Origin of the sequence: Stenotrophomonas mexicanensis (genome assembly GCF_032911605.1) — a bacterium.
In the GTDB taxonomy this organism is placed as follows: Bacteria; Pseudomonadota; Gammaproteobacteria; order Xanthomonadales; family Xanthomonadaceae; genus Stenotrophomonas; species Stenotrophomonas maltophilia_A.
Genome location: NZ_JAWJTG010000067.1, coordinates 1 through 14,448 on the forward strand (window position 1 = coordinate 1; position 14,448 = coordinate 14,448).

A 14,448-nucleotide genomic window follows, 5' to 3' on the forward strand; every position below is an offset into this window, starting at 1 on the left:
CGGGTTTACGGCGTGTCCCGCGGCCCCACCCCGCCCGGCCCAATCGCATGAAGCGCATTCCGCGACCAAGCCACGAGGGGCTGCGCCGTTGGCGGGAATACCCCGCGGATTCGTTAGCCGGAAGTTAAAGATCCGTAAGCATTCTGCTGCGATCCCGCAGTCATCTGCATGCAACCGATCGTCATTAGCCTTCGTGACGTTCCAGTCAGGTTCGACGCGGTAAGCTCTCCCTCGATGAGCTCGCAGCATCGCTCATCGAGTGCAGTACGCAGTAGCAATTTGGAGGAATACATCACATGGCAATCGTTCTTTATGTCGGTGGTAGCAAGGATGGCGAGAAGGGCGTGGTGCCCTACGGCTTCAGCAAATCCCGCGCCGACACCGCGCTGGGGCCGGAGTTCTACACGGAGCGGTTCATGGAACTGCAGGGTGTCGGCAAGGTCCGCCTGATGGCCCTGGAAGGCATGCGTGACGAGATCGTCATGCAGCGCGCCGCCCGCCACTACCGCTGACCTCCGCAACACGCGGCAGGGCGCGCCCACCATCGCGCGCCCGCGCCGGCATCCCAGCCCAGGGCCAGTCCGAGCCCTCTTTTCGCCAGGATGCCGGCGTCCACTCCGGCCCCGCCGCTGAACCTCGCCCCCTGTCAATGCCTTGTCCGGCTCCGTCGTGGATTGCCAGAATGGGGTCTTCCCGTAACGCGGCACAGACCTGAAGCAATGCACGACGCCAAGAACGCCCAGAGCGCGCTCGCCCAGCAGATCGCCCAGACCATCGCCGACGAGATCGGTGCCCAGTCCGCCCAGGTACGTGCCGCCGTCGGCCTGCTCGACGAGGGCGCCAGCGTTCCGTTCATCGCGCGCTACCGCAAGGAAGTGACCGGGGGCCTGGACGACACCCAGCTGCGCAACCTGGAAGTGCGCCTGACCTACCTGCGCGAACTGGAAGACCGTCGCGCGGCGGTGCTGGCCAGCATCGGTGAGCAGGGCAAGCTCAGCGACGAACTGCGCAACGACATCCTGGCCGCCGACACCAAGAGCCGGCTGGAAGACCTGTACCTGCCGTACAAGCCCAAGCGCCGTACCCGCGCCCAGATCGCCCGCGAGGCCGGTCTGGAACCGCTGGCTGATGGCCTGCTGGCCGACCCGACGCAGGACCCTCAGGTCTTCGCGGCTTCCTTCGTCGACACCGACAAGGGCGTGGCCGACACCAAGGCTGCGCTGGAAGGTGCACGCGCGATCCTGATGGAGCGCTGGGGCGAAGATGCCGCGCTGGTCGGTGAGCTGCGCACCTGGCTGGGCGAGACCGGCGTGATCCGTGCCCGCGTGGCCGAGGGCAAGGAAACCGAAGGCGCCAAGTACCGTGACTATTTCGAACACGCCGAGGCGCTGGCGAAGATTCCCTCGCACCGCTTGCTGGCGCTGTTCCGTGCGCGCCGCGAGGAGATCCTGTTCCTGGAGCTGGACCCGGGCAACGAGGCCGAGGCCGGCCACCAGTACGCCGAAGGACGCGTGGCGCGCAAGGCCGGCATCGCCGATCAGGGCCGCGCCGCCGACCGCTGGCTGCTGGATGCCTGCCGCCTGACCTGGCGTGCCAAGCTGCACACCCATCTGCTGCTGGACCTGTTCAACCAGGCTCGCGAAAAGGCCGAGGCCGAAGCCATCGCAGTGTTCGGCGACAACCTGAAGGACCTGCTGCTGGCGGCTCCGGCGGGCCCGAAGACCGTACTCGGGCTGGATCCGGGCATCCGCACCGGCTGCAAGATTGCCGTGGTCGATGCCACCGGCAAGCTGGTCGCCACCGAGACCATCTACCCGCACGAGCCGCGCCGGCAGTGGGACCAGTCGCTGCAGACGATCAAGCAGCTGTGCGCCAAGCACAACGTGGAACTGATCGCGATCGGCAACGGCACCGCCAGCCGCGAAACCGACAAGCTGGCCGGCGAAGCGATCAAGGCTGCCGCCAACCCGAAGCTGCAGAAGGTGGTGGTCAGCGAGGCGGGCGCGTCGGTGTACTCGGCGTCCGAGTTCGCGGCCAAGGAATTCCCGGGGCTGGACGTGTCGCTGCGTGGCGCGGTGTCCATCGCGCGCCGCCTGCAGGATCCGCTGGCCGAACTGGTCAAGATCGAACCCAAGGCGATCGGTGTCGGCCAGTACCAGCACGACGTGGACCAGTACCGCCTGGCGCGGGCGCTGGATGCGCGGGTCGAGGACTGCGTGAATGCCGTGGGCGTGTACGTGAACACCGCTTCGGCCGCGCTGCTGTCGCGCGTGTCCGGCCTGTCGTCCACGGTGGCCGAGAACATCGTGCGCCATCGTGACGACAATGGCCCGTTCAAGCGTCGCAAGGACCTGCTGAAGGTCGCGCGCCTGGGCGAGAAGACCTTCGAGCAGTGCGCCGGCTTCCTGCGTATCGCCGATGGTGACCAGCCGCTGGACGCCTCGGCGGTGCATCCCGAAGCCTACCCGGTGGTCGAGCGCATCGTGGCCAGCACCTCGCGCCCGATCAAGGCGCTGATCGGTGACGGCAGCTTCCTGCGTGGCCTGAAGGCCGAGCAGTTCACAGATGCCACCTTCGGCGTGCCGACCGTGCGCGACATCCTGAAGGAACTGGAGAAGCCGGGCCGCGATCCGCGTCCGGAGTTCAAGGCGGCGCGCTTCGCCGAGGGCGTCGAGGACATCAAGGACCTGCGCGAGGGCATGGTGCTGGAAGGCGTGGTCAGCAACGTGGCGGCCTTTGGCGCCTTTGTCGATATCGGCGTGCACCAGGACGGCCTGATCCACATCTCGGCGCTCTCCGATACCTTCGTGAAGGACCCGCGCGACGTCGTCAAGGCCGGCGATATCGTCAAGGTCAAGGTGCTGGAGGTGGACGTGGCGCGCAAGCGCATCGCCCTGACCCGGCGCCTGGACGACACCCCCGGGCAGGCCACCAGCCGCCCGGGCCAGCGTGATGACCGCGGCCAGGGGCAGGGGCCGCGCCGCGACGCAGGCGGCCAGAACCGCGGGCCAAACCGGGGCCAGGGCAATGGCGGCCGTCCCGCTCAGTCCGCGCCCCCGGCCAACAACGCCCTGGCGGAGGCCTTCGCCCGCGCCAAGCGCAGTTGAGGACCGTGTCCCCCGTCACGCTTGATTCGTGGCGGGGGACTTGTCGATTTTCCCCGTGATTGCGCACACTTGCGCCTGAGGGGGGCGTTTGGCCTCCCCGCTGTCGCTGGGGAGGGCCATGACGCCAGCAGGATCCGTTGTCTTCGTTGAGGGCTGCAGCGTTGTGCTGCGGCTGCTGCCCGCCTGTGCGGGCCGGGGACCGGATTGATGGCGGGCCAGGGAAACAACGGCAACGGGCTGCTCGAGCGGCGCCTGCAGGAACTGGCAGAAGAGCGCCGGCGCCTGGCCATGATCATCGACGGCACCGCTGCCGGTACCTGGGAATGGAACGTGCAGACCGGCGAAATGCGGGTCAATGCGCGCTGGGCGGAGATTGTCGGCTATCGCCTGGAAGAGCTGGAGCCGGTGTGCCAGAAGACGTTCCTGAAGCTGGTCCACCCCGACGACATCGTCCTGTCCGACGCGGCACTCGAGGATCACTTCGAAGGCCTCAGCGACAACTATGTCTGCCTGCTGCGCATGCGCCACAAGAATGGCCAGTGGATATGGATCCACGATCGTGGCCGCGTGTTCGAATGGGACGGGCAGGGACGACCGCTGTGGATGGCCGGTGCGCACGCCGACGTGACCGAGCTGCAGCAGGCGCGGCAGGATGCGGCCGAGAGCCGGCAGCGATTGCAGGCCGTGGTCGACGCGTCCGATGAGGTGGCGGTGATCGCGACCGATACCGAAGGCACCATCACCCTGTTCAATACCGGCGCGGAACGCCTGCTGGGTTACAGCGCGGAAGAAGTGGTCGGCCAGCGGCGACTGGGTGATTTCCACGATCCGGACGAGCTGGCGGCCTGGCTGCGGCCGCTGGCGGCTGCGGACGGACGCCTGCCGGGCGCGTTTGAAGCACTCAGCGCCCGCGCCGATGAGCAGACCTATTCACGGCAGTGGACACTGCGGCGCAAGGATGGCCAGCCACGCCAGGTGCGCTTGTCGATCAGCCGCATGGATGGTGCCGGCGGCGCGCGGATCGGCTATGTCGGCATGTCCATCGACATCACCGAGATCCTGCAGGCGCGCGCCGAAGCACGCCTGTCGGCAGAGAAATTCGCCGGTGCGTTCACGTCGGCGGCGCTGGGCATGGCGCTGGTGTCGCTGGAAGGACGCTGGCTGGACGTCAATGACGCACTGTGCCGGATCCTGGGCTACCCCCGCGAAGAACTGCTGCAGGTTGATTTCCAGCGCCTGACCCACCCCGATGACCTGCAGACCGACCTGGCCCTGGTGCAGGATCTGCTGGCCGGGCGGCGCAGCCACTACCACCTGGAAAAGCGCTATCTCGATCGCGACGGCAAGGTGATCTGGGCGCGGCTGTCGGTGTCGCTGGTGCGCACCGAGCACGGTGAACCGCTGCATTTCGTGTCGCAGATCCAGGACATCAGCGCCCAGCGCAGCAGCGAGCAGCGCCTGTTCGAGAGCGAGCAGCGCAGCCGTATCACGCTTGATGCGGTTGCCGACCTGGTGCTCAGTGTCAGCCTGGATGGCCGTATCGACTACGCCAATGCCGCCGCAGTACGCACCCTGGCGGGTGATGGCGCGCTGTCGCTGGCCGGGCACAAGGTGCAGGACGTGCTGGCACTGACCACCGAATATGCGCCCGGCTCGGTACTGGATGTGTCGGTCCTGCTGGACCCGGAAAGCAATGCGGTGGACCTGCACGCCGATCTTCTGCTGCGCCTGGGCACGGCCACGATCCCGGTCGACCTGACCCGTGCCTGGCTGCGCGATGATGAAGGTCATGTACGCGGTGCAGTGTGGGTACTGCGTGATGACACCCAGCAGCGCGCGCGCCAGCGCGAAGCGCGCCATCTGGCCGAGATCGATCCGCTCACCGAGCTGAGCAACCGTCGCGGTTTCGAGGTGCATCTGCAGCAGGCGATCACCCGCGTCGAGCGAACTGGCCAGGCCGCGTCGTTGATGTACATCGACCTGGACCGCTTCAAGCCGGTCAACGACACCTGGGGCCATCTGGCCGGCGATGCCGTGCTGTGGGCGGTGGCCAGCGTGCTGCGCCACGGTGTGCGCGATTCGGACGTAGTGGCGCGTCTGGGCGGCGACGAATTCGCAGTGATCCTGTCCGGCTGCACGCCGCGTCGTGCCGCGCGCATCGGCGGTGAACTGCTGCACACCCTGGCATCGCTGTCGATTCCGTGGGACCGGGACCGCCTGCATGTGGGTGCCAGCATCGGTATCGCGCCATTGGCGGGTGGGATGAGCGTGGACCAGGCCGTGGCGGCGGCTGATGCCCAGTGCTACCGGGCCAAGGCAATGGGTCGCAACAACGTACAGGTGCAGGGCGAGGCCAGTGAGCTGCCCGGCGATGATTCCGAAGCCGCCGAGGGCTGATCTCAGCCTGTGAGAGGGCGTGCGCGAATACTGCGCGCACATCCACTCATGCAGGTGATCCCATGAAGGTCTGGAACCCGGTTGCGATGCGGGCCTACGCCCCGGCGATGGTTGGCTGGTGCCTCGCGCTGGCCGCCTGCCTGCGTGCGGAACAGCTGCGCGGCGACCTTCACGCGCAGGCCCTGCTGCCGGTACTGCAGGGCGGCGCGGTCGCCCTGCTGGTGTTGACGCTGTCCTGTATCGGTGCCGCCAGCATCGTGCTGTGGCGGACGGGCAGGAACGCGGTGGAGTGATGCGGTGGATGGTCACCGCATCCTCCACGTCATGTTGCGTCAGCGCAGTACTTCATCCGAACTGACCAGCTGCACGTCGTGCATCAGGTCGAGGTAAGCCTCGTAGTAGCCCTTGTGCGAGGCACCGACGATGGTCAGCATGCGGGTGCCTGGATGCTGGCCCAGGATGTCGCGCATGTTGGCGACCATGCGCAGGTTGCGGGTTTCCCAGTAGCCCACGTAGTTGCGGCCGAAGCCTTCCGGCGAGGGCTCGACGAGGGTCGCGCCGAAATCGCTGTTGAAGGCCACCATCGCGGCCTCGGGCGTGTTGTAGGCGCGATACATTGCGAGCAATCCATCCGGTTGAGCAAGATTGGCCTCCAGTCGTTCATCGGCCGCCCTGCGCGCTTTGACGAAGGAATTGTCCCAGGCACCGCGTATGGCGGCAGCGTAGGCCTTCTGCTGCGATTCCGGTGTTGGCGAATCTGCAGTGTGGTCGTCGACCGACCACAGGCGCTCCAGCCCCAGGCGTGCCGCAAGTACGCCGGCCACCAGTCCGGCCTCGTTGCGGCGGGCCATGCGCGTGTCGAGGAACTGCACCAGCTCCGGTGTCAGGCTGTCCGAAGCACGTCGCTCTTCCCTGGACAGCCGCAGCCATTGGACGACTGCCGAGCTGCTTTCGCCCGCGGCCAGGAACACGGCGGCCAATCGGCGCCGCTGGGCAGCGGTCGGCGCCTTCGGCCAATCCGCAAGCAGGCGTTCCATCTCCACGTTGGCGCTGGGCACGTCCAGGCCGGTGGCGGCCTGCGCCGGTGCCGGATCGACGCAGTAGTCCGCTACGCTCTCCGCGTATCGGGCCGGATTGCGGCGCATGAAGTCACACTGCAGGCCGGACAGGTTCTCCACCGCGATCGCGGTGGGCCGCCAGGCTTCCAGGCGCTGCAGCAGAGGTTCCAGCATCGCCAGCGTGAAGGTCTCCGGCAGGCTGGACAGGTGCGGGCTGCCCAGCACCAGCACTTCGTTCGGGCGTCCTGCGGGTGGTCCCTTCAGCTGGTCGGGGTGGAAGGCGGGTCGATAGGCGGCGTCGTTGGCCAGCGCGCTGCTGCTGCACAGGGCCAGGAAGAGAAGGCTGGCAAAGCGAGGGAACATGCGATCTCCATGTCGATGAGCATCCTGCGGGACCTTCATGCTGGTCATTTTCTCCTGCTGGGGAATCCCGCATTGGTCATGTAAACCTTTCTGCCTTGAGCTGCATCCTTCTGCTGAGCGATGCTGTACGCAATGCCCAGGCGATGCAGAAGATGACATTGGACGACTGGACCATCGACAGTCCGCGGCTGCACCTCCGGCCATTCACGCCCGGTGACGCCGACGAGGCATTTGTGGCAATCACACCCGGGCTGACCCGCTATATGGCGTTTGAGCCGCCACCCTCGAAGGAGGCGTTTGCTGCCGTCTGGCGGACGTGGCTGCTTACCATCGCCGACGGGACCGACATCACGTTGGTGATCCGCAGGCGCGGGGATGGGGTATTCCTTGGCCTGGCAGGCCTGCATCGAGCCCGTGAAGCAGAACCCGAACTGGGCATCTGGATCGCAGAAGTGATGCATGGGCACGGCTATGGCCGCGAGGCAGTGGCGGCGGTGTGGGCGGCGGCCTCCGGGCGCCTGCGCTGTGCTGCGTTCCGCTACCCGGTGGCGGAACGGAACCGGTCCAGCCGTGCATTGGCTGAGTCCCTTGGTGGGCAGGCTGTGGTACGTGAGCAGGGCGTGAAGTACACGGCAATCGTCTACCGCATTCCGGCTGCAATGCACGGAGTTGCGACGGACGTCGCGGAATCCCGCTAAAGCGGCCGACGGCGTCGCCGATACTCCCTCTGGATCCCGCTCCAGTCACCCGCCGCAGGACCCCAGGCTGCCCCCGACGGATGGTCCGCGCAGTGTGTTCCGCCGTTTCCAGATGCCGATCGCACCCGCAGCAGACGTTCTTGGCAGTCGCTCGAGAGGTGCCCGTTGGCACCTGTAGTCCCTGGCAACTGATGTTGCCGCCGGGCATCCCGCCCGTCGGGTCACAACCGCTTACCGGACACCGAGGATCAGACAATGCTCATTCCAGGCTTCACGGCAGGCGCGCAGGCGCCGGCCGAGCTGCATACCCGTTGGTCGCCGTGGCGTGCGCTGCTTGGCGTGCTGGCGCCGCAGCAACGCACCAGCACAGAGGCGGCGATGACCGACCGCACCGAGCTGGAAGCGCAGGTGGCCGCGCTGCATCGCGTGCAGGCCGTCATCGAGTTCGCGCTCGACGGCACCATCCTGCGGGCCAATGACAATTTCCTGCAGGCGATGGGTTACCGGCTGGAGGAGATCCAGGGCAAGCATCACTCCCTGTTCGTCGACCCCGAGCAGGCGCGCAGCGCGGAATACCGCGACTTCTGGGTACGCCTGGGGCGTGGCGAATATGACGCCGGACAGTACCGCCGCTTCGGCAAAGGTCTGCGCGAGATCTGGATCCAGGCTTCGTACAACCCGGTGCTGGACCGCCAGGGGCGGCCGTACAAGGTGGTCAAGTTCGCGACCGACATCACCGCGCAGAAGCTGCAGGCGGCCGACTCGGCGGGGCAACTGGCCGCGATCGCCAAATCGCAGGCGGTGATCGAGTTCAGCATGGATGGCCGCATCCTGTCGGCCAATGACAATTTCCTGGCCGCTACCGGCTACAGCCTGGACGAAGTGCGCGGGCAGCACCATTCGTTGTTTGTCGAGCCTGAGCATCGCAGCAGCGTCGAGTATCGCCAGTTCTGGGAGAAGCTCGGGCGCGGCGAATATGACGCCGGCCAGTATCGGCGCCTGGGCAAGGGCGGGCGCGAGGTCTGGATCCAGGCATCCTACAACCCGATCCTGGACCTCAATGGCAAGCCGTTCAAGGTCGTCAAGTACGCCACCGACATCACCGCGCAGGTGCACGAGAACCAGGCCATGCAGCGCGCCGTGGCGCAGACCCGCGAGGTGGTGGCTGCCGCCAAGCAGGGCGATCTGACCCAGCGCGTGGCCACCGCCGACAAGAACGGGTCGATCGCCGAACTGTGCGAAGGCGTGAATTCGCTGGTCGAGGCGATGGCCGCGATCATCGGCCAGATCAAGTTCGCCGCGGACACCATCGCAGTCGGCGCGACCGAAATCGCACAGGGCAACAGCGACCTCTCGCAGCGTACCGAGCAGCAGGCGGCCTCGCTGGAGGAAACCGCTGTGTCGATGAAAGGCCTGGCCGAGACCGTGCAGCGCACGGCCACCAACGCGCGCCAGGCCAGCCAACTGGCCGGTGGAGCGGCCGACGTCGCCGCTCGAGGCGGCACTGTGGTGCATGAAGTGGTCGAGACGATGGCGGTGATCAATGCCTCGTCGCGGCGCATCGTCGACATCATCGGAGTGATCGACGGCATCGCCTTCCAGACCAACATTCTCGCGCTGAACGCAGCGGTGGAGGCTGCGCGTGCCGGTGAACATGGCCGCGGCTTTGCCGTGGTCGCCACTGAGATCCGCGCGCTGTCGCAGCGTTCGGCCAGCGCAGCCAAGGAGATCAAGCACCTGATCGATGAGTCGGTTGCCAATGTGGGCGCCGGCACGGCGCAGGTTGAGAGCGCGGGCCGTACCATGGATGAAATCGTGACCAACGTGCGCCGGGTCAGTGACCTGATGACTGAAATCAGCACGGCCTCGCAGCAGCAGAGCGACGATATCCAGCAGATGAATCATGCGGTCGACCTGATCGATCAGGGCACCCAGCAGAACGCGGCCCTGGTCGAGGAGGCGTCGGCGGCGGCGCGCAGCATGGAAGAGCAGTCGGCGCAGCTGCTGCAGACCGTGGCCAGTTTCCGCGTGCAGGGCGGGGCCGGGCACCGGCACGGAACAGCGGGGCTGCACGCGGTCTAGGCGCGGCGACCGGACGGGTCTTCTTTGCTATCGGTGTCGCCGCGTACGCAGTTGCGTCCGGCATGTTTGGCGCGATACAGGGCCTGGTCGGCGCGTTCGACCAGGTCGCGCGGATCGCGGTCTTCGCCGGGTGCCTGCCAGGCCACGCCGATGCTGATGGTGATGGTGGCCTCGGGGGCGGGCAGGGCTGCGGCTTCGACCGAAGCGCGCAGCCGTTCGCCCAGGCCCAGTGCGTGGGCGGCATCGGGCGAGGGCAGGGCGGCGATGAACTCTTCGCCGCCATAGCGCGCCAGCAGATCGTCACCTCGTTGCAGGCAGCCATCAAGAATGGCGGCGACCGACTGCAGGCGACGATCACCCTCCGGATGGCCATAGGTGTCATTGAGCCGTTTGAAGTGGTCGATGTCGATCATCAGTACCGCCAGCCCGAGTCCCTGGCGGCGTGCGCGGCCACGGGCATTGCCAAGAGATTCGTCGAAGCTGCGGCGGTTGCCCAGCCCAGTCAGCGGATCGCGCCGCGCCAGCGTTTCCAGCTCATCGCGCTGGCGCTGGATCTCCACCTGGCTCAGCACGCTGCGCAGGGCATAACCGAGCATGGCACCAATGAAGCCCACCGTGGCCAGGGTGGGCTGCAGGCGCGCGACCAGCAGCGCCACCATCATCAGCAGCAAGGGCAGCATCAACGGCACGCCGGCGTCGACGATGCGGCGCAGGCTGCGCGATACCTCCACCGCCGGATAGCGGCGCTTGCTGGCGGCCATGACGGCCAGCACCACGAACAGTCCGCTGATCAGCAGGTCCCCCCAGTTGCCGTCAGGCAGCTGCGGCTGGTAGGTGTTGATGTAGAACGCCAGCAGGAAATAGCCCAGCGCGTAGATCGCAAGTGTCCGGAAGAAATCGCGGCGGTCGGGATTGTCCTCGGCCAGGAAGCGGATCAGCGCGAAGCAGAACACCAGGCTGTTCTGTAGGTTGCTCATGGCGTTCAGGCACTGCGTCCACAATGCGGCGTTGAAATGCGCCATCGCCCGCGTGTGCCCGAAGTACAGCAGCCACAGCAGCGCGATGATCAGCAGGTCCACCGCGCGGATGCAGCGGTTGCCGCCGCCCGGGCTGGCGGCCACGTAGGTCAGGGGGATGCGGTAGAACACGTACAGGATCAGCGAAGACACGGTCATCTGCGCAGGATCGAGGCCGGCCACATTGCGGTACAGCAGGGCGAGCAGGGCCAGCGAGAACAGGCCCACGGCAGCGCCCAGCGTCCGCCATTTGCAGGCCGCCTGGCGGCTGTCACGCGCACGCCGCACGCAGGCCAGTGCAGCCAGCAACGGCGCAGTGATCAGCATCAGGTAGGAGCCGACCGGGTCCTGCGGGCCAACAAAGGCAATGACGAGCGCGTGCGTGACCAGAAAAAACAGTGCCGCACGCAACGTCATGCATTCCCCCGCCCCCAGCTCCGGCTGGGATCACGATAGGCAGAAGCACGTGTGGCTTGCAAGAAAAGTGTGCGCTGCGTCTATTCCAAAGCTTGCCGGAAGTCGCAGTTGTGTTTCAGCATGGTGACGCGGAGCCTTCGACGCGGGCGTACATCCAGAAGTCACGGGGCTGTCCTCGAACCCGCCGGTAAGCGCGCAGCAGGCCTTCGCGCTGCATGCCGATGCGTTCCAGCACGGCGATCGAGCGGGCGTTGCTGTCCAGGACAGTCGCCTGGATTCGGACCAGAGCGAGTGCGGCATGGCCCCATTCGAGCACCGCGCGTGCTGCGTGCGTGGCCAGTCCCTGACCCTGCCAGCGCGGATCGAGATCATAGGCAAGTTCGCCGCGGCCATGCGACAGGTCGATTCCGTTCAGGCCAACGGTGCCGATCAGCTGGCTGTCGGCGCCCACCAGCGCCCAGCGCTGGTCCGTTGCCGTGGGCAGGTAACCGGCGATCTGGCAGCGCAGTGCTCTTTCGGAAACGTCGCCCCAGCTGGTGTGCTCGGTCACGCCCGGCAGCGAGAGATAGCCGGCCCAGGCGGCAGCATCATCCACGTGCAGTGGACGCAGCCGTGCGGGCAGGGTGGCAGGGAGCGTGGGCAGGGCGGGCGTTGGCATCGTCGCCAGTGTCGGCGCTCCGGTCCTGAAAATGCAAAAGGCCAGGTCGGGGACCTGGCCTTTGATGCAGTGGTGCCGGTGAAAGGACTCGAACCTTCATGGGGTCACCCCCGGCTGATTTTGAGTCAGCTGCGTATACCATTCCGCCACACCGGCAGGCAGCGTGCGAGTGTAACCGAGGTCGGCACGGCTTTCATAGTGGGGAGGCCGATCGGGGCGCCTCCTGTCGGCTTCGGCCCTGTCATGGCTATACTGCGGCGGCTTGAATGCCTCCAGGAGCGGTAGCCGATGACAGTGTTGCAGGACCTGAGGGTGCTGGTGGTCGAGAACGACGAGATGAGTGCCGCACTGCTGCAGATGCAGCTGGTGCATGCCGGTGCGACGGTGGTGGGGCTGGCCGCGAGCGTGGCTGAAGCGCTGCGCCTGCTGCAGGCGTCGACCCCGGACGTGGCCCTGCTCGATTACCGCCTGGCCCGCAATGAGACCAGCGAGCCGGTGGCTGCGGCACTGTCGGCGCGCGGGGTGCCGTTCGTGTTGGCCACCGGGATGCAGGCCGAGCAGCTGCCCGAGCCGATGCTGGCCGGCGTGCTGCTGGTGAAGCCCTATCTCTCGGCAGATCTGAGCCAGGCGCTGGTACGCGCAGTGGGCCGCGCCAGCGCCAGCGCCTGATTGGCGCGTGCTGAAGCGGTGGGCGTATCCTGCCCGGGCCTGAATGCTCAGGCCTACAAGGAGAGTGGCATGAAGAAGTGGATCAAGCGCATGGTAGCTGCGGGTGTCCTTTCGATGGCGGTCTTCGGTGGTACGGCCTCTGCTGCGTGGTGTGGCCAGCCCTGTTTCCAGCTCTACAAGAGCTGCATCGCGCGGGGTGGAGAGGTCGAACAATGCCTGCAGGAACAGGCCTTCTGCGAAGAGGCGATGTGCGGCGGCAATCCCTGATCCATGAACCCCGCCCAGGCGGGGTTTTTCATCTGTGCGCGGTGTTCAGCCCGCTTCTTCGTATACGTAGCGGATCTCCTCGCGGTCGTCGAGGATGCGGTACTGCCGCGCCAGGTCATCCGGATCGGGATTGAGCCAGGCATCGAGGTGTTCCTTGCGGATGGGAACGACGCCGCGGTCATGGCCCGCAGCGGCGACGTCGTGCGGAGGCGTGTCGGTGATCGTGGCAAATGACAGGAGGCGACCTTCCGGTCCTTCCCATTCCGCCCACAGGCAGGCCAGCAGCAGGTCGCGCGGGGGATCGGGCCGGAACTCCAGCACCACGTCCTGATCCTTCTCATCGGCACCCAGCGTACGGCCGGCGATGGCATGGCGTGGCACGTGCTCATAGAACGCCTGCACCACCACCACGCCGTGGCGCAGCCCGAACGCACAGCGCCAATAGCCTTCCAGGCTGTCGCGCCGCGCGTTGTAGGTGCCCGGATATAGCACGTCGTTGCGCGCAGGCTTGTCCGGCAGCCGGCACTGGTAGCGCATCGGCTTGATCACGCGTTTGCCGCCCTCGCTGACCATCACCGGTGCGTAGGTACCGGGGAAAATGCGGTTGTCGCGCGGCAGCAACTGCACCCGGTGCAGGTCTTCCAGCCGAGCCTGCGCACGATCGATGCGGTTGCCGGCCACGCGCAGGTCGTTGCGTGCCTTCTGGGTGGGGCGGGTCGCCAGCGTGGCATTGGCAATATCGCGTCGCTCGCGCTGGCGGGCCAGCTCCGCTTCCAGATCCTGGCGTTCCTGCGCATGCCACTGCTGGATTTTCGCGGCGATGTCGCGGCCCTGCTCGGTGCGCGCGCCGGCGAAGCCGTCATCCATCGCCTTGGGAGTTCTGGGGCGCTTCTTGCCAGGATCGTGCGCGTACAGCTCCGCGAATTCTTCCAGCGACAGGATGGCGCCGAACTCGCGCACCAGCTTGGCGTAGTCGGCGCGGATGAGGGCGGAATAGCACATGGGAACTCTGCGGGCGTGGGTCGCAGCAGCTGCGACATGGATGAGGCAGGATAGCCCGACCTACAGGGAGATAGCGCATGAATGATTCCGTCGCCTGCCAGTTCCGCGACGCCGTGCCCACGGTCGAAGACTATTGCCAGCTGCGTGTGCTGGCGGGCCTCAGTGCCAAGAGCCAGGAGGCGGCGGCACGCGCGCTGCCCAATACCCTGTATGGCGTGTGTGCCTACCAGGGTAACGAGCTGGTGGCGATGGGGCGCATCGTCGGCGATGGGGGCTGCCACCTGCAGGTCTGCGATATCGCTGTGTTGCCGCGCCTGCAGGGGCAGGGCCTGGGCAAGGAAGTGATGCGTCGCCTGGAGGGCTGGATGCAGGCGAACCTGCCGCCGTCGGCATACGTCAGCCTTCTGGCGGATGGTGAAGCGCACCGGTTGTACGCGCAGTTTGGTTTCGCACCCACCGCACCTGCATCGATCGGGATGTATCGCCGGTTCTGAGGTGTGGCCGAGTTGAAGCCATCCACGCATGGCGTGGATCTACTGGGCCAACCGGCCGCCGGATCCATCCCGGCCCTGCAGTAGATCCGCGCCATGCGTGGATAGGGCCTTCCCAGGAATCACAGGCAAAGAAAAACCCCGGCCGAAGCCGGGGTTTTAAAGAATTGGCGTCCCCACGGGGATTCGAACCCCGGTCGCCACCGTGAAAGGGTGATGTCCT

13 protein-coding genes and 1 tRNA gene are annotated in these 14,448 nt (G+C 66.6%); 9 read left to right on the forward strand and 5 right to left on the reverse strand.

What is annotated here, in order from left to right; genetic code table 11:
- The first annotated feature begins 296 nt into the window (after positions 1 to 296).
- The 4 genes from R1L06_RS19650 (at position 297) to R1L06_RS19665 (ending at position 5,797) form a co-directional block, all read left to right on the forward strand.
- On the forward strand, positions 297 to 512 hold the full coding sequence (locus tag R1L06_RS19650; protein ID WP_005410085.1) for a hypothetical protein: 216 nt from the start codon (positions 297 to 299) through the stop codon (positions 510 to 512).
- Between the two features lie 207 nt (positions 513 to 719).
- On the forward strand, positions 720 to 3,107 hold the full coding sequence (locus tag R1L06_RS19655; protein ID WP_317218537.1) for a Tex family protein: 2,388 nt from the start codon (positions 720 to 722) through the stop codon (positions 3,105 to 3,107).
- A 207-nt stretch (positions 3,108 to 3,314) separates the two neighbouring features.
- Positions 3,315 to 5,504 (forward strand): PAS domain S-box protein, encoded by a 2,190-nt coding sequence (locus R1L06_RS19660; protein ID WP_317218538.1) that lies wholly within the window; start codon positions 3,315 to 3,317, stop codon positions 5,502 to 5,504.
- 62 nt (positions 5,505 to 5,566) lie between these two features.
- A complete protein-coding gene (locus R1L06_RS19665) occupies positions 5,567 to 5,797 on the forward strand; it encodes a hypothetical protein (RefSeq protein WP_317218539.1) in 231 nt (76 codons plus the stop codon).
- Positions 5,798 to 5,836: 39 nt separating this feature from the next.
- Here R1L06_RS19665 and R1L06_RS19670 read toward each other — a convergent pair whose 3' ends face one another.
- Positions 5,837 to 6,925: a DUF5694 domain-containing protein gene (locus tag R1L06_RS19670; protein WP_317218540.1), complete on the reverse strand. Its 1,089-nt coding sequence runs from the start codon at positions 6,923 to 6,925 to the stop codon at positions 5,837 to 5,839.
- A gap of 95 nt (positions 6,926 to 7,020) precedes the next feature.
- Between R1L06_RS19670 and R1L06_RS19675 the strand changes: the two genes are divergently transcribed.
- Both R1L06_RS19675 and R1L06_RS19680 read left to right on the forward strand, forming a co-directional pair.
- Positions 7,021 to 7,623: a GNAT family N-acetyltransferase gene (locus R1L06_RS19675; protein ID WP_317218541.1), complete on the forward strand. Its 603-nt coding sequence runs from the start codon at positions 7,021 to 7,023 to the stop codon at positions 7,621 to 7,623.
- 255 nt (positions 7,624 to 7,878) lie between these two features.
- Positions 7,879 to 9,705, forward strand: coding sequence for a methyl-accepting chemotaxis protein (locus tag R1L06_RS19680; protein ID WP_317218542.1), 1,827 nt, complete (start codon positions 7,879 to 7,881; stop codon positions 9,703 to 9,705).
- Here the strand turns inward: R1L06_RS19680 and R1L06_RS19685 are convergent.
- The 3 genes from R1L06_RS19685 to R1L06_RS19695 form a co-directional block, all read right to left on the reverse strand.
- Positions 9,702 to 11,138 (reverse strand): GGDEF domain-containing protein, encoded by a 1,437-nt coding sequence (locus R1L06_RS19685; RefSeq protein ID WP_317218543.1) that lies wholly within the window; start codon positions 11,136 to 11,138, stop codon positions 9,702 to 9,704. The genes R1L06_RS19680 and R1L06_RS19685 overlap by 4 nt on opposite strands.
- A 115-nt stretch (positions 11,139 to 11,253) precedes the next feature.
- Positions 11,254 to 11,796: a GNAT family N-acetyltransferase gene (locus R1L06_RS19690; RefSeq protein ID WP_317218544.1), complete on the reverse strand. Its 543-nt coding sequence runs from the start codon at positions 11,794 to 11,796 to the stop codon at positions 11,254 to 11,256.
- A 70-nt stretch (positions 11,797 to 11,866) separates the two neighbouring features.
- Positions 11,867 to 11,952, reverse strand: a tRNA-Leu gene (locus tag R1L06_RS19695).
- Positions 11,953 to 12,084: 132 nt separating this feature from the next.
- Between R1L06_RS19695 and R1L06_RS19700 the strand changes: the two genes are divergently transcribed.
- Positions 12,085 to 12,465 (forward strand): response regulator, encoded by a 381-nt coding sequence (locus R1L06_RS19700; protein WP_032129385.1) that lies wholly within the window; start codon positions 12,085 to 12,087, stop codon positions 12,463 to 12,465.
- A 69-nt stretch (positions 12,466 to 12,534) separates the two neighbouring features.
- Positions 12,535 to 12,732, forward strand: a complete 198-nt coding sequence (locus tag R1L06_RS19705) for a hypothetical protein (protein ID WP_010484956.1) — start codon at positions 12,535 to 12,537, stop codon at positions 12,730 to 12,732.
- A gap of 45 nt (positions 12,733 to 12,777) precedes the next feature.
- Here R1L06_RS19705 and R1L06_RS19710 read toward each other — a convergent pair whose 3' ends face one another.
- On the reverse strand, positions 12,778 to 13,734 hold the full coding sequence (locus R1L06_RS19710; protein WP_317218545.1) for an SOS response-associated peptidase family protein: 957 nt from the start codon (positions 13,732 to 13,734) through the stop codon (positions 12,778 to 12,780).
- 77 nt (positions 13,735 to 13,811) lie between these two features.
- Between R1L06_RS19710 and R1L06_RS19715 the strand changes: the two genes are divergently transcribed.
- Positions 13,812 to 14,228, forward strand: a complete 417-nt coding sequence (locus R1L06_RS19715) for a GNAT family N-acetyltransferase (protein WP_010484960.1) — start codon at positions 13,812 to 13,814, stop codon at positions 14,226 to 14,228.
- Positions 14,229 to 14,448 lie beyond the last annotated feature (220 nt).

What these genes read in the sequence shown, in the direction of transcription:
- R1L06_RS19650 (WP_005410085.1), top strand. Translation starts at nt 297, where the DNA reads ATGGCAATCGTTCTTTATGTCGGTGGTAGCAAGGATGGCGAGAAGGGC.
- R1L06_RS19655 (WP_317218537.1), top strand. Translation starts at nt 720, where the DNA reads ATGCACGACGCCAAGAACGCCCAGAGCGCGCTCGCCCAGCAGATCGCC.
- R1L06_RS19660 (WP_317218538.1), top strand. Translation starts at nt 3,315, where the DNA reads ATGGCGGGCCAGGGAAACAACGGCAACGGGCTGCTCGAGCGGCGCCTG.
- R1L06_RS19665 (WP_317218539.1), top strand. Translation starts at nt 5,567, where the DNA reads ATGAAGGTCTGGAACCCGGTTGCGATGCGGGCCTACGCCCCGGCGATG.
- R1L06_RS19670 (WP_317218540.1), bottom strand. Translation starts at nt 6,925, where the DNA reads ATGTTCCCTCGCTTTGCCAGCCTTCTCTTCCTGGCCCTGTGCAGCAGC.
- R1L06_RS19680 (WP_317218542.1), top strand. Translation starts at nt 7,879, where the DNA reads ATGCTCATTCCAGGCTTCACGGCAGGCGCGCAGGCGCCGGCCGAGCTG.
- R1L06_RS19685 (WP_317218543.1), bottom strand. Translation starts at nt 11,138, where the DNA reads ATGACGTTGCGTGCGGCACTGTTTTTTCTGGTCACGCACGCGCTCGTC.
- R1L06_RS19690 (WP_317218544.1), bottom strand. Translation starts at nt 11,796, where the DNA reads ATGCCAACGCCCGCCCTGCCCACGCTCCCTGCCACCCTGCCCGCACGG.
- R1L06_RS19700 (WP_032129385.1), top strand. Translation starts at nt 12,085, where the DNA reads ATGACAGTGTTGCAGGACCTGAGGGTGCTGGTGGTCGAGAACGACGAG.
- R1L06_RS19705 (WP_010484956.1), top strand. Translation starts at nt 12,535, where the DNA reads ATGAAGAAGTGGATCAAGCGCATGGTAGCTGCGGGTGTCCTTTCGATG.
- R1L06_RS19710 (WP_317218545.1), bottom strand. Translation starts at nt 13,734, where the DNA reads ATGTGCTATTCCGCCCTCATCCGCGCCGACTACGCCAAGCTGGTGCGC.
- R1L06_RS19715 (WP_010484960.1), top strand. Translation starts at nt 13,812, where the DNA reads ATGAATGATTCCGTCGCCTGCCAGTTCCGCGACGCCGTGCCCACGGTC.